Origin of the sequence: Flavobacterium micromati (assembly GCF_900129585.1) — a bacterium.
GTDB lineage: Bacteria > Bacteroidota > Bacteroidia > Flavobacteriales > Flavobacteriaceae > Flavobacterium > Flavobacterium micromati.
In genome coordinates this window covers 64,943-88,138 of record NZ_FQWF01000014.1, presented here as the reverse complement: position 1 = coordinate 88,138, position 23,196 = coordinate 64,943, and the positions used below count along the sequence as shown (strand labels likewise).

19 protein-coding genes are annotated in these 23,196 nt (G+C 33.9%); 11 read left to right on the top strand and 8 right to left on the bottom strand.

The window, feature by feature from the left end:
• The first annotated feature begins 136 nt into the window (after positions 1–136).
• Both BUB42_RS14645 and BUB42_RS16845 read left to right on the top strand, forming a co-directional pair.
• Positions 137–346: a hypothetical protein gene (locus tag BUB42_RS14645; protein ID WP_073021688.1), complete on the top strand. Its 210-nt coding sequence runs from the start codon at positions 137–139 to the stop codon at positions 344–346.
• Between the two features lie 37 nt (positions 347–383).
• The gene (locus BUB42_RS16845; protein ID WP_262987410.1) at positions 384–509 is read left to right on the top strand and encodes a hypothetical protein; all 126 of its coding nucleotides are present in this window, start codon (positions 384–386) and stop codon (positions 507–509) included.
• A 140-nt stretch (positions 510–649) separates the two neighbouring features.
• Here BUB42_RS16845 and BUB42_RS14640 read toward each other — a convergent pair whose 3' ends face one another.
• A complete protein-coding gene (locus BUB42_RS14640) occupies positions 650–1,630 on the bottom strand; it encodes a hypothetical protein (protein WP_073021686.1) in 981 nt (326 codons plus the stop codon).
• A gap of 274 nt (positions 1,631–1,904) precedes the next feature.
• On the opposite strand from BUB42_RS14640, the gene BUB42_RS14635 reads away from it, so the two are divergent.
• The 8 genes from BUB42_RS14635 to BUB42_RS14600 all read left to right on the top strand — a co-directional run bounded on the left by BUB42_RS14635 (position 1,905) and on the right by BUB42_RS14600 (position 9,722).
• The gene (locus BUB42_RS14635; RefSeq protein WP_073021697.1) at positions 1,905–2,348 is read left to right on the top strand and encodes a GNAT family N-acetyltransferase; all 444 of its coding nucleotides are present in this window, start codon (positions 1,905–1,907) and stop codon (positions 2,346–2,348) included.
• Positions 2,349–2,358: 10 nt separating this feature from the next.
• Positions 2,359–2,826, top strand: coding sequence for a hypothetical protein (locus BUB42_RS14630; RefSeq protein WP_211517692.1), 468 nt, complete (start codon positions 2,359–2,361; stop codon positions 2,824–2,826).
• Between the two features lie 100 nt (positions 2,827–2,926).
• Entirely contained in the window at positions 2,927–4,393 is a 1,467-nt protein-coding gene (locus tag BUB42_RS14625) for a lipopolysaccharide biosynthesis protein (protein ID WP_073021683.1), read from the top strand.
• 234 nt (positions 4,394–4,627) lie between these two features.
• Positions 4,628–5,062, top strand: coding sequence for a dUTP diphosphatase (gene dut, locus BUB42_RS14620; protein WP_073021682.1), 435 nt, complete (start codon positions 4,628–4,630; stop codon positions 5,060–5,062).
• A gap of 198 nt (positions 5,063–5,260) precedes the next feature.
• Positions 5,261–6,271 (top strand): sugar nucleotidyltransferase, encoded by a 1,011-nt coding sequence (locus BUB42_RS14615; RefSeq protein ID WP_073021680.1) that lies wholly within the window; start codon positions 5,261–5,263, stop codon positions 6,269–6,271.
• Between the two features lie 39 nt (positions 6,272–6,310).
• Positions 6,311–7,663, top strand: coding sequence for a tetratricopeptide repeat protein (locus tag BUB42_RS14610; protein WP_073021678.1), 1,353 nt, complete (start codon positions 6,311–6,313; stop codon positions 7,661–7,663).
• Positions 7,660–8,445, top strand: a complete 786-nt coding sequence (locus tag BUB42_RS14605) for a lipoprotein insertase outer membrane protein LolB1 (RefSeq protein ID WP_073021676.1) — start codon at positions 7,660–7,662, stop codon at positions 8,443–8,445. The genes BUB42_RS14610 and BUB42_RS14605 overlap by 4 nt, the downstream gene beginning before the upstream one ends.
• A 23-nt stretch (positions 8,446–8,468) precedes the next feature.
• Positions 8,469–9,722, top strand: coding sequence for a murein hydrolase activator EnvC family protein (locus BUB42_RS14600; protein ID WP_073021674.1), 1,254 nt, complete (start codon positions 8,469–8,471; stop codon positions 9,720–9,722).
• A 1,383-nt stretch (positions 9,723–11,105) separates the two neighbouring features.
• On the opposite strand, the gene BUB42_RS14595 is transcribed toward BUB42_RS14600, so the two are convergent.
• From BUB42_RS14595 to BUB42_RS14585, 3 genes are all read right to left on the bottom strand, one after another.
• A complete protein-coding gene (locus BUB42_RS14595) occupies positions 11,106–13,352 on the bottom strand; it encodes an inorganic phosphate transporter (protein WP_073021672.1) in 2,247 nt (748 codons plus the stop codon).
• 101 nt (positions 13,353–13,453) lie between these two features.
• Positions 13,454–14,299 (bottom strand): polysaccharide deacetylase family protein, encoded by an 846-nt coding sequence (locus BUB42_RS14590; RefSeq protein WP_073021670.1) that lies wholly within the window; start codon positions 14,297–14,299, stop codon positions 13,454–13,456.
• Positions 14,300–14,314: 15 nt separating this feature from the next.
• On the bottom strand, positions 14,315–15,349 hold the full coding sequence (locus BUB42_RS14585; RefSeq protein ID WP_073021668.1) for a hypothetical protein: 1,035 nt from the start codon (positions 15,347–15,349) through the stop codon (positions 14,315–14,317).
• A 373-nt stretch (positions 15,350–15,722) separates the two neighbouring features.
• Between BUB42_RS14585 and BUB42_RS14580 the strand changes: the two genes are divergently transcribed.
• A complete protein-coding gene (locus tag BUB42_RS14580; protein WP_244533940.1) occupies positions 15,723–17,747 on the top strand; it encodes a TonB-dependent receptor in 2,025 nt (674 codons plus the stop codon).
• Between the two features lie 1,521 nt (positions 17,748–19,268).
• Here the strand turns inward: BUB42_RS14580 and BUB42_RS14575 are convergent.
• From BUB42_RS14575 to BUB42_RS14560, 4 genes are all read right to left on the bottom strand, one after another.
• Entirely contained in the window at positions 19,269–19,715 is a 447-nt protein-coding gene (locus tag BUB42_RS14575; RefSeq protein ID WP_073021664.1) for a c-type cytochrome, read from the bottom strand.
• On the bottom strand, positions 19,716–20,840 hold the full coding sequence (locus tag BUB42_RS14570) for a PQQ-dependent sugar dehydrogenase (RefSeq protein WP_073021662.1): 1,125 nt from the start codon (positions 20,838–20,840) through the stop codon (positions 19,716–19,718). It abuts the gene before it with no gap.
• 459 nt (positions 20,841–21,299) lie between these two features.
• A complete protein-coding gene (locus BUB42_RS14565; RefSeq protein ID WP_073021661.1) occupies positions 21,300–21,722 on the bottom strand; it encodes a hypothetical protein in 423 nt (140 codons plus the stop codon).
• 67 nt (positions 21,723–21,789) lie between these two features.
• Positions 21,790–22,608 (bottom strand): peptidoglycan-binding protein, encoded by an 819-nt coding sequence (locus BUB42_RS14560; protein ID WP_073021659.1) that lies wholly within the window; start codon positions 22,606–22,608, stop codon positions 21,790–21,792.
• Positions 22,609–23,196: the final 588 nt, after the last annotated feature.

Sequence of the window (23,196 nt, the reverse complement as noted above, 5' to 3'; positions counted from 1 at the left end):
ATCTTATAATTTACAAAACATCGGTCTTTTTTCCTAATATAATGTCGTTTATTTTACTGGTAATCAGTAAAATATATTTTTGTCATGTACTAAAACTAATTTCAGTTTATAGAAATACGATGCATATCTATCGGATATGATTCCTAATAATTACAAACAAAATGCCGTTTTTGACAATAAGGTTTGCGTAGGGCTGTCGGGATTGTGGTCAGGAACTAAACTCTGGTCTGATAAATATCTTGAAATTGATAATTTGCAACTTTCTTTCAAGAGAGAATCCAACGCCGATAAAGTTTTAAATAAACCAATGGGATGCGCATTACAGGAAATCACAAGATATAGATGATTTTGTTTCAGGAAAAGCGCAAAATCATTTTCCAGAATTGTTTAAAATAATTCAAGATAAGAAAACGGCTATTGCAGTGGTAGTTGCAGTTATTTCATTAAAACTAGATATTCCGTTTTTGGATTTTTTAAGTAGCCACATCCACATGATGGTCAACAGGTAATTCACCTCTCGGCAACGACACTATGAATTAATTATTTATGATCACTTACATCGTTATTACAAGACTCAAGAGCGAAAAATGGTTTAAAAAAGGGCTTGACTATACGGTGAAACCCTTATATTTTTAAGCAAAGCCGCTGTTTAGTTAAACCCTAAAACTTCAAATTTGCCATTACTTACGCTATGTAACAGCACTCCATTATCATAAACTTGCAAGTTCATTTCGCCTTTGGTTACTTTTAGACCGTTTATCATCAAGTGTTCTTTAATGGTATAACTCCCTGATGTTTGGAATTTTTTCCAATCTTGGGTACGAATCCATAATAATTGAGTGGCTCTAAAAATGCCAGTGTATTGCTCTAGATCAATTCTATTCTCTATGGTGTTTTGGTCAAAAGTATAGGTTCCTTTATCCAGATTCCATAAATCTACTTTCGATTTAATAATGGCTCGGTATCCGTTATTTGAATAAAAACGATGTATATAAGGATTAGTATTTAAGCTAGCATCGTATGTTGCATTAGCTCTCGTGCCAGTAAATGTTATAGTAGGAATTTTAAATTGTACTGAGGGTACAAAAGCTTTACATTCATAATCCATAAGGTCTTTAATAGTAACCACACCTTGAATGTTCAATCGAGGTGAAATTTTATCTGTGGGATCAAAAGCACTACGCACGATAATTAATTCGCCACTATATTCAAAATGCACATAGTTTGTAGCTTCGTCATATTTAAAATTTGTAATTTTCATTAATGCAACAGGGTTGAAATCTGCTGTTTCAAAATTATTGTCACCTCCTCGAGTAAAGTCAACTAGTGTTACCTTATGCAAAGCTCCGTTTTTTAGTATATCGAAATTAATAGAAAAATGACCATCGGGCTTATCATAACCAGTCGCTATTGAAAGTCTTTCACAATTTTTTATTGCTGCTACAGATGCATTGATTCCTTTGTACTTTTTATCTCCTAGTTGGATTGTAAACAAACGTTCAGTTGCAGGCACTGCATCGTCATCATTGCAGGAATACATAAAAAAGGCTGCAAATACTGCAACTATTTTTAAAAGACCCCTCACAAAGCTATCACTTTGAGAAGGGATTAAATTTGATATTTTTACCATTGTACACGTATTAATTATTATACATTATAATTTCTGAATTCAAAACTAGATAATTCAGAATTATTTTACAACCACTTGTTATCGGAATTCCGTGAATTCCGATAAACTTTTCTACCATAAGGTGTTTTTAAGCAATTTTTATATTTCAAAAAAAGGTCGGAAATAATTTGCATCCTGTTTACAAAAATAGTTGCGTATGATAAAAATGAGTTCTCCCGTTTTTCTTTTTCTATCCCAGCAATTTTTATCTAATTTTACCCTTTTAAAATCAAACATGGCACTACAAATAAAAGAACTCACCACAAAACAAGAAATGCTCGCGCAATTCCACGTTATGCAATATTTATATACTAATTTCAGTTTAGAGAAATACGATGCGTATCTATCGGATATGATTCCTCATAATTACAAACAAATAGCCGTTTTTGAAAATGAGGTTTGTGTAGGGCTGTCGGGACTGTGGTCTGGGACTAAACTCTGGTCTGGTAAATACTTGGAAATAGATAATTTTATTGTTCATCCGGAGCATCGCATGAAAGGCATTGGCAAAATGATGACTGATTATATTGAGATCATAGGCAAAGAAACGGGCTGTACAATGATCGTATTAGACGCTTTTACCGGAAACTTCACCGCGCATCGTTTTTATTTCAACCAAGGCTACGTGCCTAAAGGATTTCACTTTCTTAAGATTTTAAACGAAAACGGACTCAGCTAATTCAATAGTAATGAAAAAATATTTCACAATAATTTCGGTATTTATAATTACACTTAACCTAACTTTCTGTGCTATGAAACAAGAACTGGAATCCGAATTTCCGCAGGAAATCAAGTCGGTTTTCTATCAAAAAAAGAGTGGACCGAGTAGCGAAAACCAAATTCATTTGTACATCGAATTTAAAAAGCCATTGGCGCAAAACATTACGTTAGAAAAAGTTTACTTTAGCAATCAATCGGCAATAATTGACGAAACAACTCAAACTACGTTCGAAGCTCATTTCAAAGAAATCAATACAACTACTGATATTATTTTAGATGCTGACGCTGAAAAAGAATACGGAAACAAAGCACCTGTTCTAAAAAAAACTAATTTTGATTTAAAACGGGATGAAGCCGTTTTGGAATATAAGAACAATGACAAAACCCAGTATTTCAAAATCACAAACCTGACTGAAAAGAAGTTTACTTCAAACTAAAAATCAGTCCACCTAAGTCTCTCAAAACATTTAGCCTCTTTGACCCTTTAAAAGATAGAAATGGTTATTTTTGTACCTTTAATTTTAATAAAAAACCATTTTGGGATTATATAAAAATCTTTTTAAACAAACCGCTATTTACGGATTAGCAACAGTAATTCCGCGGATGTTCAGTTTTTTGTTAGTGCCATTATACACTGATTTACTTCCAAAAGCCGAGTACGGAAAAGTATCGATCATTTTTGCTTACATGATTTTCTTCAATGTCATTCTGGCTTACGGAATGGAAACGTCATTTTTTAGATTTTATAATAAGGAAACTAATAAGAATTCAGTAGTAGAAACAAGTTCAGTTTCGATCTTCTGGACTTCACTTACCTTTTTATTTATTGCATTACTTTTTAGAAATACATTAGCTCTTTGGTCAGGAATCGAGGAACAATATATTACATACACCATTTGGATTTTAGTACTCGATGCATTAGTTATAGTTCCGTTTTCCAAGTTAAGAATCGATCAACAACCTACACGATACGCCATTATTAAAATAGGAAACGTAGCCGTAAACTTGTTTCTAAACATCTTCTTTTTAATTTCATTGCCAGCAATAGCGCAATCAAATCCAGAGCATTTATTAAGCAATTTATATATTGAGGATTTCCAAATAGGATATATTTTCGTGTCTAATATCGTAGCGAGCTTAGTCACATTCATAGTGCTTTCGCCTAGTTATTTAAAGCTTAAATGGCATTTTGATTACCTTCTTTGGAAAAAAATGATGAAGTACGGCATGCCCATCATGATTGCTGGAATCGCATTTGCCATCAACGAGCAATTCGACAAAATTTTATTAAGCTACTTATTGCCTCCTAATGTTGCTGCTGCTGAGGTGGGTGTTTATTCCGCTTGTTACAAACTCGGATTATTCATGGTCTTGTACCGCACTGCCTATACATTAGGAATCGAACCTTTCTTTTTTAGTCATGCTGACAGCAAAGATGCACCACAAACGTATGCCACAATCACTAAATACTTTGTCATATTTGGATCATTCATTTTACTGTCGGTAATCGTTTTCGCCGATGTGTTAAAAATAATCATGATCCAAGACCAATCCTATTGGGAGGCCATGAAAGTAGTACCGCTGATCATATTGGCAAATTTCTTTTTAGGCATTTACACTAATCTTTCCGTTTGGTACAAACTGATTGATAAAACTTATTATGGAGCCTACATTTCCATAGTAGGAGCTATAATAACACTAGTGCTCAATTTCTTGCTAATTCCCACACTGAGTTATTACGGATCCGCAATTGCAACGATTGCCGCCTACGGAAGCATGATGGGAATCTCTTATTATTTTGGCAATAAATATTATCCTATTCCGTATGACATCAATAAAATAGGGATGTATCTGCTTATTTCCATCGGGTTTTCAGCAATTTCTTTTTACGGTTTTCGAGAGAATTATTTCGTGGGAATCCCGTTATTAATGCTTTTTCTTTATTTTATATACCACAACGAAAAATTAATATTAATAAAAATTATAAAACGAAAACCGAGTTAGAATTTTAATTTCAAGGAGCTGATCGCGCTCCCGAGGCTTCGGGACGTTTCAAGCTTTTTCCTAAAATTGTTTTTTTCTAAGTCTAAAAAGGAGCTTCCGCTGGTCGCTCTTTTTAGCCAAGAAAAAATACAATTTTATAAAAAAAGGCTTTCCACTTCCATCACGGCTAGCACATAGAATAGCGATCACTAACAAGATAAATACGCGTTTACAGTTTCATACAAAAAACATAAAATGACAATAAACATCATCAACAAATCAGCGCATGCCTTGCCTAGCTATGAAACCATAGCTTCGGCAGGAATGGACTTGAGAGCTAACATTGCTGCTTCAATAACGCTCAAACCATTAGAAAGAGCGATTGTAAAAACAGGACTTTTTATTGCCTTACCATTAGGCTACGAAGCGCAAGTGCGACCACGAAGCGGTCTCGCTTTCAAAAACGGAATCACAGTGCTTAACTCGCCAGGAACAATTGATGCCGATTATCGAGGGGAAATTGGTGTGATTTTAGTAAATTTATCCAATCAAGATTTCATCGTGCAAAACGGAGAACGCATCGCCCAACTAATCATCGGTAAACACGAACGCGCTGATTGGATCGAAGTACAAGAGTTATCCCAAACCGATAGAGGAGAAGGTGGTTTTGGTAGTACGGGAGTGAAGTAGAGCTCAGTGTTCAGTTTGCAGCAGTTAGTGTTCAGTTGTTAGTGTTCAGTAATCAGTAGTTTTAAAAGGCCAGAAACTTCAATAAAAAATCTTCGGTAATCGGTTTTATCCGTTTAATCTGTGGCCAAATAAAATAATAAAAATCATTGCAAACTTTACGAAAATCTTCGTGAAATTTGCGGTTAAAAAATAAAATAAATGAAAATAATTGTCCCAATGGCTGGTCGTGGATCACGCCTTCGCCCACATACTTTAACAATTCCTAAACCGTTAATTCCTATTGCTGGTAAGCCAATCGTGCACCGTTTGGTCGAAGATATTGCAGGAGTTTTGCAACAAGACATAGAGGAAGTCGCCTTTATCATCCATGAAACTTTTGGCACAAAAGTAGAAGAAGAATTAATTGCAATTGCAATTAAACTCGGCGCTAAAGGAACCATTTATTACCAAAACGAAGCTCTAGGAACTGGTCATGCCATTATGTGTGCTAAAGATTCATTGACCGGACCAGCAGTAATCGCTTATGCTGATACGCTGATACGTGCTGATTTTGATTTAGATAAAAATGCAGATAGTGTTATCTGGGTCAAACAAGTGGATCAACCCGAGGCTTTTGGTGTTGTGAAATTAAATGAAGCTAATGAAATTGTAGAATTAGTAGAAAAACCAGCCGAATTTGTTTCTGATCTTGCTGTAATTGGAATCTATTATTTTAAAGATGTGGCTGTTTTAAAAAATGAACTACAATTGGTTTTAGACAACAACATCATTCACGGCGGCGAGTACCAAATCAATGACGGAATCAAGCAAATGATGGCTAAAGGAATGGTATTTGTCCCAGGCAAAGTTGATGAATGGATGGATTGCGGTAATAAAAATGTCACGGTAGAAACTAATTCTAGGTTATTAGGTTTTCTTCATAATGACGGCGAACATTTAGTAGATAACGATGTGAAATTGGAAAACGCTACAATCATTCCGCCTTGTTATATTGGTAAAAATGTAACTTTGACAAACTCAACCGTTGGCCCAAACGTTTCATTGGGAGATGGATGTACTGTACAAAATAGTGTTATTACAAACAGCTTAATTCAAACGCATTCTCATATAAAAAATGCGACTTTGGACAATGCAATGATAGGGAATCACGCCAGTTTTAATGGGAACTTTACTAGTATTAGTATTGGAGATTATTCGGTTATAGAGTAAGTCCCACTTTGTCTCCACTAATTGAAGTAGAAAAAAATTATGCAAAAAAAGTTTTTTATTATACTATTTCTAGTCTTACAAAGTAAGTCGGCTTTGCTATGGGCGCAAGTAGAGCCTGAGGAAATCAAGTTGGATACAGATCAATTTCAAGAACTTTTTTATGAATCTTTGCTCCAAAAAGGGATTGAAAATTATGATAAAGCAATAGTAGCGTTAGACAAAGCAAGTAAATTAAAACCAAATGATGCAACTGTTTCTTTTGAATTAGGAAAAAATTATTTGGCATTAAAAGATTATAAAAATGCGTATGATTCCTTTGAGAGTGCGGCAGCGATTGATCCTAAAAATAAATGGTTTTGGATAGGGATGTACGACGTAAGTTATGAAACTAAAAATTTATCTCAAGGGATAGCCATCATCAATAAATTAATTGAATTTGATCCTAAATATAAAGAAGATCTTGCTTCACTATACATGGGAACCAATCAATTTGAAAAAGCATTAGTTTTAATCCAAGAACTTGATGAGACTATTGGCAAAACAGATCGAAGGGAATTGTATAAAAGTCAAATACTATCACAAGGTAAATTTCAAAATATTGAGATTAGTAATTTAATATCGCAAATAGAAAAATACCCAAACGAGGAGTCTAATTATCTAAGCTTGATTTTTTTGTATTCGAAAAATAATGAAGAAGCTAAAGCTTTTGAAATTGTTCAAAAACTCGAAAAAGCAATCCCAAATTCGGAGTGGGCTCAAGTGACTTTATTTAAAACTTATTTGGATAATAACGATGCGCCAAAAGCCATTAAAGCAATGAATATTGTTTTGGCAAGTGCCAAAATAGACACTAAAATCAAGCATAGGATTTTAAATGAATTCTTGATATTTACAGATATCAATCCGCAATACGGTGCTGATTTACAGAAAGCTGTTGGTTATTTTGAAAACGATAAAACCGTTGATGAAGCTAAAGAAGTGGGGAAGTTTTTCCATGTCAAAAAGCAATGGGAGAATGCCATAAAATACTATGAAATATCGCTTAGCAACGGGTTAGGAGACACAATTGAAACACATTTACTTTTGCTTCAAGCGCATACTGAATTACGGCAATTTGACTTTGTATTTAGTAAAGCAATTGCATTAGTAGATACTTTCCCAACACAACCTCAGTTTTACTATTATGCCGGATTAGCTAAAAATCAAATGAAAGAATTCAAGAAAGCCAAGGACTTTCTAGAAATGGGTATGGATTATGTAGTGGAGAATTTAGACTTAGAAATAAATTTCAATATTCAATTAGGAGAAGCCTATAACGGACTTGGAGATTTCAAGAAAAAAGAACAGTATTTCTCTAAAGCCAATCAATTATTAAAAGATAAAAAGCGATGAAAAAAACAGTATTATTAGTAGTATTAACAATTATTATGGCCTCATGTAAAACAAAGGCAGTTGCAATTGCAGCTGCTAATGAACCTGATACGATAGCCAATAAAATGTCTGCCAAAAAAATAATTGAGAATTATTATAACAATAAAAATCAATTTTCCACATTATACATAAAGTCAAATGCGCGCTATGTTGATGACAAGCAAACACAAAATGTTACCGCTGAAATTAAAATTAAGAAAGACGAACAAATTCTTGTAAGTATTCGTTTTTTTGGAATAACAATGGCTAAAGCATTGATTACGCCTACAACAGTGAGTTATTACGAAAAAATCAATAATAAGTATTTTGAAGGAGACTTTAGCAGTTTGAGTGCGTGGTTAGGAACTGATTTAGATTACAAAAAAATTCAAAACATGCTACTGGGTGAAGTAATTGATGATTTAACGAAAGGTAAATACGTAGAGTCCTTTCTAGACCAAACGTATCGATTAGATGACACCTCAAAGGCTAATACAAAAAAATCGTTCTTTCTAAATGCCAATAATTTTTTAGTCCAAAAACAGGAAATCACGCAAACTGCGGAGGAGCGAATGATCAAAGTAGCTTATGATAATAACATATCTTATAATGACGCGACGCTTCCTTCCAACGTATTAATCAATACATTTCAGAAAAAAGGGAATACCGAAATTAATATGCAATACAACTCGGTTTCTTTCAATGAAGAACTTTCTTTTCCATATAGTGTACCAAATGGGTACGAAAGAATTTTAATTAAGTAAATTTGCAAAAATATTTTTTCAACATGCCAAAATTTCTCCTAAGCCTTATTTTTATTTGCATGACTTCATTACTGTGGAGTCAGGATTCCCAACAAGAAAAACTAGAAGAACGTAAAGCTCAAATTCAAAAAGAGATTCGAGAAAATGAAAAACTACTACAAAGCGTAAAGAAAAAAGAGAAATCGGCGGTTAATGTTGTAATTATTCAAAGCACTAAAATCAAGCTGAAAGAAAAATTAATAAACACTACTGAAAAGCAAACTAAGTTGCTGAGTAACGACATGTATATTAATCAAATGCAAATAAATAAATTAAAAAGAGAACTACTTGTTTTAAAAGAAGATTATGCTAAAATGATTGTGAAATCATATAAAAGTAGATCCACTGAAAGTAGAGCGATGTTTATATTATCTTCAGAAAGTTTTTTACAAGCTTATAAAAGAGCGCAGTATATGAAACAATATACGGGCTACAGGAAAATGCAAGGTGAGGAAATTAAAGTTAAATCGGATAAACTTTCTGATTTTAATGATAAATTATCAGTTCAAAAAATCGCGAAGCAAAAATTGATTGCTGAAAATGTAAAAGAGCGCTTATCATTAGAAAAAGAAAAACAACAACAAGTAAAGTTGGTAAACGTTTTAAAGAAAGATAAAAACAAAATAGCCAAAGAAATTGGCAAAAAGCAACAAGAATACCGCACTATTGATAGACAAATAAACAAATTAATTCGGGAAGCGATTGCTGCCGCAAATAGAAAAGCGGCTTTAGAAAAAGCAAAAGCAAATCCGGGCGTAGCAGTTTCTAAGACATCAGTTTCATCATCAAAAATTGAATTAACTCCAGAGGCTAAAATAATTGCCGATAATTTTAGAGCAAATAGAGGCCGACTCCCTTATCCAGTAGAGAAAGGCTACATATCATTAGGATATGGAAACCAAACACATCCTTTGTTTAATACGATTACGGTACACAATAGTGGTGTAGAAATCACAACGGATCGTGGCGCAACTGCGAGAGCTGTTTTTGGGGGCGAAGTAGCGAGCGTGATTATCTTATCACCAGTAAATAGAGCAGTAATGATACAACATGGTGATTATTTTACAGTGTACCAAAATCTAAGTTCAGTAAGTGTTAGCAAGGGAGATAAGGTCAACATAAAACAAAGCATCGGTACAGTTAGAACTAATGGTGAAACCGGGAGAACGATTATTAAGTTTTTAATTCTCCAAAACACAAGTTATAACGACCCTGAAGGTTGGTTGTCAGGGAGATAAATTATTTTTCTTTAATCAAAAAAGCACTATCGAATTTTTAGGAATTGATAGTGCTTTTTTTTCAGTTAGATGTACTTCAATTGTCATGCTGGAAGCATCTCAACACACGAGAGCAATAGTCTAGGAACTCTGCACTACAACCAACGCCGATTGTCATGCTGGAAGCATCTCAACAAACGAGAGTAATAGTATTGCAACTCTGAAATACAACCACCTCCAATTGTTATGCTAAAAGTATCTCAACAAACGAGAGCAACATTATTCAGACGCTTCCAGCTTGACAAATAGTACGTGAAAAAAACGAAGAGAGCAATAGTATTGGGACGCTTCCAGCGTGACAAATTCACTCTGCACTGCAACCGACTCCAATTGTCATGCTGGAAGCATCTCAACAAACGAGAGCAACGATAGTGCAACTCTGCACTACTACCACCTCCAATTGTCATGCTGAAAGCATCTCAACAAACGAGGGCAATAGTCTAGGAACTCTGCACTGCAACCGACTCCAATTGTCATGCTGGAAGCATCTCAATAAACGAGAGCAACGATAGTGCAACTCTGCACTACAACCGCCTCCAATTGTCATGCTGAAAGCATCTCAACAAACGAGGGCAATAGTCTAGGAACTCTGCACCACAACCAACGCCGATTGTCATGCTGAAAGCATCTCAACAAACGAGAGCAACAGTATTGAGACGCTTCCAGCGTGGCAAAATCTCAACAAACGAGAGCAACAGTGTTGAGACGCTTCCAGCGTGACAAATTCACGTTGCACTACAACTGCCTCCAATTATCATGCTGTAAGCATCTTAGCAAACGAGAGCAACTATACTGCGACGCTTCAAGCGTGGCAAAATCTCAACAAACGAGTGCAACAGTGTTGAGACGCTTCCAGCGTGACAAATAGTGCGTGAAAAAAAATGAAGAGAGTAACAGCATTGGGACGCTTCCAGCGTGACAAATAGTGCGTGAAAAAAAACGAAGAGAGCAACAGTATTGAGACGCTTCCAGCGTGACAAATTCACGCTGCACTGCAACTGCCTCCAATTGTCATGCTGAAAGCATCTCAGCAAACGAGAGTAATAGTCTAGGAACTCCGTATAACAACCAACGCCGATTGTCATGCTGGAAGCATCACAGCAAATGAGAGCAATATTACGCTTCCAGCGTGACAAATATTACGTAAAAAAAAACGAAGAACGCAATAGCATCGCGACGCTTCCAGCGTGACAAATAATACGTGAAAAAAAACGAAGAGAGCAACATTATTGAGACGCTTCCAGCGTGACAAATATTATGTGAAAAAAAAACGAAGATGTCAACAGTATTGACACGCTTCCAGCGTGACAAATCCTTCTTAAAATACAATTAAATTTATTTTAATTATTTCTTATTCAACTTATTAAACTCCTTAAATAATTCTAGTAAATTCACGATAGATTTCACTAAATCATTTACTTCTAAAAGTAGTCCAAAATATAACTTACTGTTTTTTGGACTCGTTTCTGTAGTTCTAATTGTTTTAATTTGTTTCGAAATTAACTCAGAAACAGTATCTAATAAAACTTGTTTTTCGTTTAAAATTAAATCTATTTTATGAAAATCTTCGTTTTTAAAGCTTTCTTCTAATGATTGTAGCATGTTTTGCAACTGTTGATCAATAGTTTTAAGACCTTTGATTTGGTTGAATTTTAATTTCTTATGATTGTTATTCACGTGCGAATAACTATTAGCCGTAATAAAATCAATAGATTGAACCATGTCTTGTAAATAACCTAAAATTAAAATATAGAATTTACTTGCTTCAACTGAATTGTCATCTAAGTTTTTGATAAAATAAAAAACATTGCTTTTTAACTCATCAATTTCTTTTTCGAGCTTCTTTTGGTCTTTTTTGTTCTGTTTTAATTTTGCTAAATCCAGTAAGCTTAAATTATCAATTAAATTAGAATACAATGCACTAGTTTTACGAAATACTTTTGCGATTTGAGATGAGCTCTCAGTAATCATTTCGTTAACAGTTGCTATATCTTCTTTGCGAAGACTTTTAACTTCGTCTTCCTCTTTTACTTTTTCTTTATGCTTTCGAGAACTTCTATATAGCATTATTCCCAACAAAAGTAATAATCCAACGAAGGCGAAAACTTCACCTACTTTTAGGATATAAGCCATTATAAATGCCAAAATAAAAGCTATAAATGCTGTAAAAAACCAGCCACCAATCACTTTAAAAACTCCTGCAATTCTATAAACAGCACTTTCTCTATCCCAAGCTCTATCGGCAAATGAACTACCCATTGCAACCATAAACGTTACATAAGTTGTTGATAAAGGTAATTTCAAGGAGGTACCAATAGATATCAAAATACTTGCAACCATCAAGTTTACAGATGCACGAACCATGTCAAAAGCTGGCTCATCCTTGAGGTTTTTTGTTGGTTTTGTAACACTTATAAAACGTTCATCAATTTTTATCTGTAGTTTATTTGGTAAAAAATAATTTATTCCTTCGCCAATATTCACTCCTAATCGTACAATAAATCTTGATGCAGTATTGGGTAAAAATTTATCTACGCCATCTCCTTGTCTGGATAAACTTAATTCGGTTTCAATAACACTTCTAGCTTTTTTAGAAGTCCAAAGAGTGATTACCATTACAACGCCTGCTATTAATAAAAAATAAAAAGGTGCAACTATATCGTTATTTGCTAGAGCGCCCATCATAAACTCATCACTAGAAACGCCGCTGTGCTGGAAAATTTCATAAGAGTTGAACGCAGCAATTGGAACTCCAATAAAGTTAACTAAATCATTTCCAGCAAAAGCTAATGCTAAAGCGAAGGTTCCAATAAGAATAATAACACGTAAAATATTGATTTTAAAGAATTGAATTAGTATTTGTGAAAGTACAAGAAAAACAACAAAGCTTACCCCTAGAATTAAAAACTGATTCTTATCGATCCATGAAAATTGCTCTTTTGATATAAATGAAACTCCTTTTAGTCCTTTAATTAATATAAAAAAAGTGATAGCAGAAATGGCTACGCCACCAAAAATTGCTCCGAAATATTTAAGCTTTTTTTCATAATGAAAAGTAAAAATTAAACGGGAAATGTATTGGATCAAACTACCTAATGAAAAGGATAAAACTACCGAGAGTAAGATACTGTAAACAATTGTTGTAGCCTTCTTGGTGTTAATATACATGCCTAAATTGTCAAAAGAATCATCAGTTGTGTATATTTTGTAGAGCGCTAAGCATACGGCTGCTCCTAATAATTCAAAAATAATGGAAACTGTAGTTGAAGTAGGTAGGCCAAGCGAATTGAATACGTCTAACAACAAAATATCAGTGATCATAACGGCAAGAAAAATAATCATCACGTCATTGAAGCTAAACATGCTTGGCACAAAAATTCCGCTTCTTGCTATTTCCATCATTCCGCTGGAAAACATGGCGCCAACTAATACTCCTAAACTTGCCACAATCATGGTTGTTTTAAAAGATACAGCCTTAGAACCGATAGCAGAATTTAAAAAGTTAACAGCATCATTGCTAACGCCAACTATTAAGTCAATAATAGCCAGTATCCCTAAAACAATCAACATTATTACGTAAATCTGCTCCATTATAATCTATAATTTAATTTTTCACAAAAGTCCTTCAACAATTCTTTCTGTATGTTAAGATAACGTTATTAAAAAAAATTGTTAATCAATAATTAAACGAATTAGTTAAATGAAGAACTTATAGATTTCATCATCTTTTCTGTTGACCACGTTCCTGACACGATAATACGCCGTATTGTATAAAGCGGATCTACTGAATCCCTTTTTGTTGATAAAATATAAGCCATTTGATAACCGCTTTTCTTTAATTCAGGAATCGCGGAGGGATTCCATAAACCAAAGGGATAAGCAAAGTCTGTTACAGGCTTACCAACAATTTTTTCCAGTTTTGCCTTTGGCATAACCAGTTGAGTATTCCAGTCGTCACCAGAATATTTTGTTACCATGTGATGATCCCAGGTATGTGCAGCCACAATATGGCCATCATCAGCAAGATTCTTAATTTGTTCCTTGCTCATATATCCCGGACGATTTATGGAAACTGTCATTATAAAAAACACTCCTTTAAAATTATATTTCTTCATTTCGGTGGCGCCAATGCTAAATTGCTCTTCCCTAGTATCATCAAAAGTGATCATTATAGGTTTAGTCGGAAGCTTTCCATCATAAAGTAGATAGTCGTATAACTGTTCTGGTAGAATTGTTTGATAACCGGCATCGGCTAATGCTCTCATTTGGGCGGCAAAATCTAATGGTTTTACACTATAAACCTTTGTCATTTCTCCGGAGTTAGCGCTAAAATTTTTGATGTTGTGATAACATAAAATAGGAACTTCTTTTTTCGAAAGAATCGCTTTGGCACCAGCCATAACTTTATTGACAATCACTTCTTTTTTAGGAACAGTAATAGTTTCAACGGGAACTTTAGGTAACGTTTTCCGAGTTTCTGACTGGCAGCTTGTCAAAAATAAAAAACCTAAAATAAGCGGAAAAAAATAATTTTTCATGCGACAATTTTGATTTTATTGATACTGAATGTATAAGGGTTTTGGAGTAAATTTTACTAGTTCTTCTGGTTCATACATTTTCCAATCATTCCAGTTATCATTTTTATAAAATAATTTGAATCCAGTAAACTGCACCGGTTCTCTATAGATATAACGCAAATAAGTTGATCTTTTTAAAACTTTACTGCCAAAACCGTCCATGTGCATCACAATTTGAACTTCAGGTACGGTTTTAATGTCTTTGTAATTTTTAATCATGCCTTGGGTAAATCGATGTACGACTAATACTTTTGGCGGAAGCTTATTTTTTCGGACAACATCAGCCAGAATATCAATAGCGTCATTGATATCATCTGCAGTAAAATAACCAATTTTCGAGCCTGGTCGCTCTCCGCTTTTCATTGAAAATTCGGGGTCAATTCCTAAGTGCACATTTGGTAAAGCAAAAAAGGATTTTAGTTGCTCGACTTCTTCTTTTACACTACTGTGTCCCACTTGGATGTCCAAAAACACCAGAGCGTTTATGGGTTTTGCCCATTTGATAACAGTGTCAATTTGTTTGAAAGGCATGCGCATTCTATGCATATTATTTTTTCCTGGGGCACCTTGGGCTGTAACTGCAATATAGTGCAATGCTGGTATTGTTTTAACGGTAGCGTCAGCAGCTTGCCAATTAGCCACTTCACTTTGCAGTTTTGCAATCATTTCTTGATGGGGAAATTCTCCTAAAACACCCATTCTCTTGGAATATAAATTACCGTAAAAAGCAATAATTCTGTTGTAAGGTAAGATTGCTCCCGGCAGTGGATATGGCGTTTTTACAGGCCACCTACCAGTAGTATCGTTATTACTCATAGCAATTAACTTCTTGTTATAATCAAGTGTGTCAATTATTACAGACTTGCTTTTTGCTATTGAATCTGTTTTAATCTGCGCTATTTTTTCAACACTGTTTTCATTTTCACTGTCTTTAGCTTTGCTATTATTGCAAGATGTAAAAGTTAATAATAGACTTGGAAGTGCGATATAGAGGTACAATGATTTTTTCATAATTTTTTTAGATTTTATAAAAGAGGGGCAGAACGGCGGCATTTGTGAAATACAAAAGCGCGGCAAAGATATATTTTTAAAAGAATCTCTTTTTACTATAGTTTTGCAGCGTGGCTAAATTTTAACATAATTGTCCGTTATTTATTCTAAAAAATTAAATTTATTTGTTGCAATAAGTTTATCGTTAAAGTCACTAACGGTAAAATTGGAGTTCTATTGAAGGTCGCACTTATTTTTTTGCGATTTTTTTATAATACATTGGAACTACAGATTATTAGGTTACTTTATCCTTTCATTTTTCATTTAAATACTATCGCAATTGTTCAAAAAATCTTTCTATATCTTCACTTTTTTTTTAAGCGTTTTCTCAGTCTTGGGTCAAGTAAAAAAAGACACTATCTCACTTTCTGGAATTACGCTAAAAGGTTCACCAATTAAGAATGTACTGCAAAATACGGCAGCTTCTGTTTCTGTAATTACTTCTGCCGACATTGATAAAAGTGACGGAATTATATTGACGCCGGTTTTAAATAAAATTCCGGGCGTCACCATGCAGCAGGGCGCTTTGAATACTAATAGAATTACCATTCGCGGTATTGGTTCACGATCGCAATTTGGGACCAATAAAATAAAAGCCTATTTTGACGGAATTCCATTGACTTCTGGCGAAGGTGAAACTACTATTGATGATATTGATTTAGCCTCAATCGAAAAAATAGAAATTATAAAAGGACCAAATGCAACTAGTTTTGGTTCTGGTTTAGGAGGAGTGATTCAATTGTTCTCTAGAGAAACGACCTTGATGGAGTCTTTTGGGAAATCAACAATTACTTTTGGAAGTTTTGGATTGTTGCAACAGCGACTTTCAGCAGGATACAGCGATGCGAAAACCAATTTATTTGCAAGTTATACCGATTTAGATATTGAAGGTTTTAGAGCTAATAGTTCGTACAAAAGAAAATCATTCAATTTGCATGGCAAACAAAAAATAGGTTCTAATGGCACTTTGTCCTTTTTAGGAGTCTTTACGCGCTTGAAAGCTTTTATTCCCAGTTCTATAAATGAAACCGATTTCATGAATAATCCTGAAAGGGCTGCTCCGACTTGGGCCGCTGCACAAGGATTTGAGTCCTATGACAAATTTATGGTTGGATTAGGATATGAACATCGTTTTTCTAATAAATGGTCGATGCAAACCAGTATTTTTTCTAATTCGAAAGACGCGTACGAGCCGAGACCTTTTGACATTATTGATGATAAAACTACCGCAATTGGATTTCGTGCCAACATAAATTATAAAGATCAATTGCTGACTTTGCCAATGGAACTAAGTTTAGGTACCGAAATACAATATGAAAATTATGAATACGCACTATTTAGAAATTTATATCGGTCGCAACCCGGTCAAGGAAGTGTGCAAGGCGATAAATTCAGTGCTATAAAACAAAATCGAAATTACAGCAATTACTTTTTACAAATGGTGCTATTACTCTCAAAAAAATTGCATTTGGAGACAGGTTTAGCACTTAATAGAACGAAATACTCATTACAGAATGTTTTTGAAAATAATGCTACTGGCATAAAAGAGCCATTTACTTTTGGTACCGTTTTGTCGCCAAGAATTGGCTTGTCTTATAAAGTTTCAAATGGTAAAAACTTTTTTGCGTCAGTGAGTAATGGATTTTCAACTCCATCAGTTGCAGAGACGTTGACTCCCGAGGGACAAATCAACACCACTCTAAAACCAGAAATAGGTTGGAATTACGAAATAGGTTTCAAAGGGAATTGGCTTGAAAACAAGTTGTACACAGAGGTAACTTTATACACCACACAAATAAAAAATCTATTGGTGGCAAGACGCACTGCTGAAGATCAATTTGTTGGTATTAATGCTGGCAGTAGTTCGCACAGCGGATTGGAATTTTTAGTAAACTATAATTTAACAGCATGGAATAAATTTAAGATCACACCTTATATTTCAGGATCAGTGAATAATTTTAAGTTTAAAGAGTTTATCGATGGGAATGCTAATTATTCTGGAAATCAATTAACGGGCGTTCCCGAAAATCAATTTAATTTTGGACTTGACTTCAATATTAAAAAAGGTTTTAGCATTAACAGCTCTTTTAGAACGATGGGCGAAATTCCATTAAATGATTCCAATGCTAAATATAGCGAGCGCTATTCTTTACTTGATTTAAAAACCACTTATGTTTTTACGATACTTAAAATATTAAAAGTAGAGCTGAATGCTGGAGTCAACAATGCTTTAAACACGAAGTATGCAGCTAATATTTTGCCTAATGCCGTTGGTTTTGGTAATGCTGCACCACGTTATTTTTATCCAGGAAATCCTGTAAATTATTACGGAGGTTTTTCGGTGGGTTATCTTTTTTAGTTTAAAGAAATTTGATTTTTTAAAAGGAAGAAACGAAAACATTACTTATTTTACTAATTAAACCATTTGTGAATCTATCACAACTTTCATTTTAACCAAAAGAAAATTAAGCAACATAAAACTTAACTAAACTTAATGTTCTTAATGGTTTTATAAATTTAATCGACTTTTTATAATTGGCGCTATCATTCCGTTTATCACGCTGGAAGCGTCTCTGAACTGGAACAAAAAGTAATTGAAAGACTCACGTCAGAAAATAAATTATTGGACAATGACAATCGAGTTATACCAGTAAGAAGTAAAAGCCTCTTTTTCTAACCATTAAGAAAATTAAGCAAAATTAAGACTTAACCAACTTAATGCTCTTAATGGTTTTGAAAATATAATCGACTTTTTTATAGATAGCCTTTTTTTTAACCATTAAGAAAATTAAGCAACATAAGACTTAACTAAACTTTATGTTCTTAATGGTTTTATAAATTTAAACGGCTTTTTTATAATTGGCGTTATTATTCCGTTTGTCACGCTGGAAGCGTCTCTGAACTGGAACAAAAAGTAGTTGAAAGACTCACGTCAGAAAATAAATTATTGGACAATGACAATCGAGTTATACCAGTAAGAAGTAAAAGGCTCTTTTTTCTAACCATTAAGAAAATTAAGCAACATAAGACTTAACTAAACTTTATGTTCTTAATGGTTTTATAAATTTAAACGGCTTTTTTATAATTGGCGTTATTATTCCGTTTGTCACGCTGGAAGCGTCTCTGAACTGGAACAAAAAGTAGTTGAAAGACTCACGTCAGAAAATAAATTATTGGACAATGACAATCGAGTTATACCAGTAAGAAGTAAAAGGCTCTTTTTTCTAACCATTAAGAAAATTAAGCAAAATTAAGGCTTAACCAACTTAATGCTCTTAATGGTTTTGAAAATATAATCGACTTTTTTATAATTGGTGCTATCATTCCGTTTGTCACGCTGGAAGCGTCTCTGAACTGGAATAAAAAGTAATTGAAAGACTCACGTCAGAAAATAAACTATTGGACAATGACAATCGAGTTATACCAGTAAGAAGTAAAAGCCTCTTTTTCTAACCATTAAGAAAATTAAGCAACATTAAGGCTTAACCAACTTAATGCTCTTAATGGTTTTATAAATTTAAACGGCTTTTTTATAATTGGTGCTATCATTCCGTTTGTCACGCTGGAAGCGTCTCTGAACTGGAATAAAAAGTAATTGAAAGACTCACGTCAGAAAATAAATTATTGGACAATGACAATCGAGTTATACCAGTAAGAAGTAAAAGCCTCTTTTTTTAACCATTAAGAAAATAAAGCAACATAAGACTTAACTAAACTTAATGTTCTTAATGGTTTTATAAATTTAATCGCCTTTTTTATAATTGGCGAATCGAGTTATACCAGTAAGAAGTAAAAGGCTCTTTTTTCTAACCATGAAGAAAATTAAGCAACATTAAGTTAATGCTCTTAATGGTTTTATAAATTTAATCGCCATTAAAATCTATTTTTTTATTGCTGCAACTTCGCTTTCGGTAACAATTTTTGATTGTTTATTGCTCCAAGAAGTCATAATATAATTCATCACATCAGCAACTTCTTGATTTGAAAGTCCCATTGCCGGCATAGCGTTGTTGTACTTGATTTTATTGACCATTATTTCGCCGTTTTGTCCAAACTTGACCGCTGCGATACTTTCTGTTCTTTTATTTTTCAGCCAATCAGAAGCGTCAAGCGGAGGGAAATTCTTTGAATCTCCTTTTCCATTAGCGCCGTGACATTGGATACAAAAATCAAGATAGATTTCCTTTCCTGGAGATTCTATTACTAATACAGCGGATTTTTTAGTATCCAAATCAAAATAATTTTCATTTGAAAATGGTTTTAAAACCGATATTCCTGTTAGCGCAATTGCAACAAAACCTGTAATTAACTTTGTATTCAATAACATTTAGTTTGGTATAATTTTAACGATTCCTTTTCCTTCAACACCCATGTAGATAAAGCCATCTGGTCCTTGTCTGACCTCACGCAATCGACCAATATCAGTTGCTATTTTTTGTCTGCCAATAACCGTATTTCCTTTCAGTTTTACCAGTTCAAGATATTGAAATTTTAAAGAACCCACTAATAAATGGCCTTTCCAATCAGGATATTTGTCTCCAGTTACAAATGCCATTCCGCTTGGGGCGATCGAAGGCACCCAATAATAAATAGGTTTTTCAATTCCCTTTTTTTCCGTTTCGGCAGTGATTTGTGATCCATCATAATTAACACCAAATGTAACTACTGGCCAGCCGTAATTAGCTCCTTTTTTTATAATGTTAATTTCATCGCCACCTTTAGGTCCGTGTTCGTGTGCCCAAATAGCGCCTGTTACAGGATTTTTTGCGATACCTTGCGCATTGCGATTTCCGTATGTGTAAATAGCCTCTTTTACTCCCGCTTGACCCACAAATGGATTGTCTTTAGGAATGCTTCCGTCATCATTTAATCGATATATTTTTCCGCCATCACGTTTTAAATCTTGCGGATTGACAAATTCTTCACCACGTTCGCCAATTGAGAAATATAAGTAGCCATCATTGTCAAATACAATTCGGGAACCAAAATGCTGTCCTTTCGTAGTGTTTGGCGTTGCTTTATAAAGTGATTCAATCTGAGTAAGACTTCCGTCCAATAATTTAGCTCGAATAAGTTTAGTATTTCCACCGGTGCCTCCGCCTTCATCAGAAGAATAAGTGATGTATATCCAACCATTTTTGGCATAATCAGGATGTAAAACAATGTCTAGTAAACCACCTTGTCCGCGAGTATAGACTGTGGGAACATTTTTAATTTCAGTTTTTGAACCATTTTTAATGTGATACAAAACGCCACTTTTTTCGGTTACTAGCATGGTTCCGTCTGGCAACCAAGCAATTCCCCAAGGAATTGCAATATCAGAGGCAACAATCTCTAGTTTATAATTTTTCACATCGTCCTTTATGGCAATATCATTTGGTTTGACTTGAGCATTACAACTGCCAGACAAAAAAGCAATAGCAAATAGCGAAATTATGGCAATATTTCTCATGTGATTGATTGTTATTTGTAGAAAATTAAATTTAAAGATAGTAAAAGAGAGATTAAAACAGTAGGTGTCTACTAAGTTTTGCTTAGAATTAACAGTGCCTGGAATAGTGGATTGAGTTTTTGATTGATGTTTTCTGCAAAATGGTATTTTGAAATATCTGGAATAATAATTCTGAGCGGAAAGGATATTCATTTTTTTAATTTATAATCTTTTACTCTGATAAATCGTTGTTGTATTCTAAACAAGAAATAAGAGGAATTATAGATGGTTTAATATTCACAAAAATATTTTTTTCTCTACTAAATGATGAATCACATAATCTTTCCATCTTTGATGTATTCTTTTTTAATTCCTTGAATGAAATGTTTAAGTTGTATCGTTTTGTTTTTTTCTTCCAAGGTTTTTAAACATGCATATTGGATAATATTAACAATGTTAGCGCCAGTGATATCATATTTTTTAGAAAGTGCTTTCAACTTTCTCATCTAAAAAAAGCAGCCCACTCATTTTTGGTTCACAAATTGGTACAGAATTTAATTTTATGTTTCCTTTTTGGAGAAGAAAAGAATGATTACAGAAAAAATCATAGAATTCGGTTCGTTCCTCTAAATTATTTCCAGCAATAATAAATTGAGCGGTTTCAGCTGTTGGCAAAATGCCTCGATGATTTTTTGATTTTGCACCCCCAAACTCGCTAATTTCGCCTCCATTTGGTAAATATTCAGCCACAATCGAGCTTAGAAAATTGGGCTGAATATTTGGCACTGATGACAATCCTAGTAATAAAATAGCATTGTTAGACAAATCATTTTGCTGGATTAATTGGTTTATAATGCCTTGACTGCTTTTTTTGGTTACTGGTTTCAGTGACTGGTTTTTCAATTAGAAAAACCATATCAAGTTATTATTCGAGCTATTCTTTTAAATAAATAAATACGTTTTCCATTTTTTACACTAATGACTGGATGGAGAAAAAATCAAGTTTTGCTTGTTTGAAATTTCTTATTCTGTTCACTACTGCGTTACCATTAGAAGATCCAGCACCGTTTGTGTTGCCTTCTATGGTTTCAATTACATCGCCAGTTACGGCTATAACAATGCCTGTATGTGTCCAATCGTTTAGTGATTTTTGCAGTAAAAATATATCGCCTGGTTTAATTAATGCAGGATTGTTGCGTGCAACTTGAAATCGTGTTAGTATATTTTTCTGAAGGCCTGTAGTTCCTACTGTATCGCAACTGTAGGTTAAAGGCATTAAATTTTTGAAGTTTTTACCTTGAATTGAAGCCGCTTGGTCTACAATGGCTTGCACAAAACCCATACACCAAAACCATGGAGTTCCTTCGTGACCGTCCATGTAAGAGCGAACCCACGGTCCCGAATTACTTTGTTGTTTGATGACCAATTCAAAAGGGTTATTCATCAAATGATTTTTTGCCACATTTATCACCAGCTCTCTAAGATTGTTTCCGGAAATCGTTCCCGTAAACGCTTTTTTCATTGGTGAAGCGAGTAAATCAAACAATGCTTGATTAACAATACCTGTTTGTGATATACTTTTTGTTTTTTGAAAATTCATTACAGCTCGCTCGGTTGCTGGGCCAAAATCACCATCAATTCCGGTGGCGGTTCCAGAACTTGGATTTTGCATTGAGAATAGACTAAGCCAAGACTGAATTTTTTCAATGTCTTTCTTGTTGTTGTTTACTCCTCTTCTTTGTTGCGTTGCTTTAATGAGCAGCTCTTTTTGGTAGAATGTTTTTTGCATGATTAAAGGTTTTAAAGTTAATATTTGTATCGAATGGCTGAATGATGAATTATCTGCTATTTATATTTATTCATTAATTATTTTAATCACATTTAGATTAGTGTTGATACTTTACGTAATAAAATTTTACAATTTAATGTTCCTTCAATAGTTGTCTTTAAGATCATAATCTACTCAAAGAACACTACTTCTAGGTAGTTTTTTTTGAATTTTTGGTGCAAAAAAAGTAGAAGAGGAGCGTTTGGCTGGTTTTTTTTGTTCAAATTCTCTCCTGATTATTTATTATTTTACCATTTGGCATTGATAATTTATTCATAGTTTTTATCAACCTACTTTCGTTAAATAAATTGAAGAGTTTTGTTTTCAATTACTCTTTCTTTTTCTAAAGCAATATTTATTTGCTTGTACCAATATGGGAATAGTTTAAAAAGTCTATACTCTATTGCTTGTACAATGTCAATTCTATACTTTCTTGCGCCAGCGATATGACTATAACCAATTTGGTGCGCCAATTTACTATTTTCGTTAAGGTCTTTTTTTGAGCAAAAGGGTAGGTTCAATATTCATAGTTAATCTCTTTTGCAATAA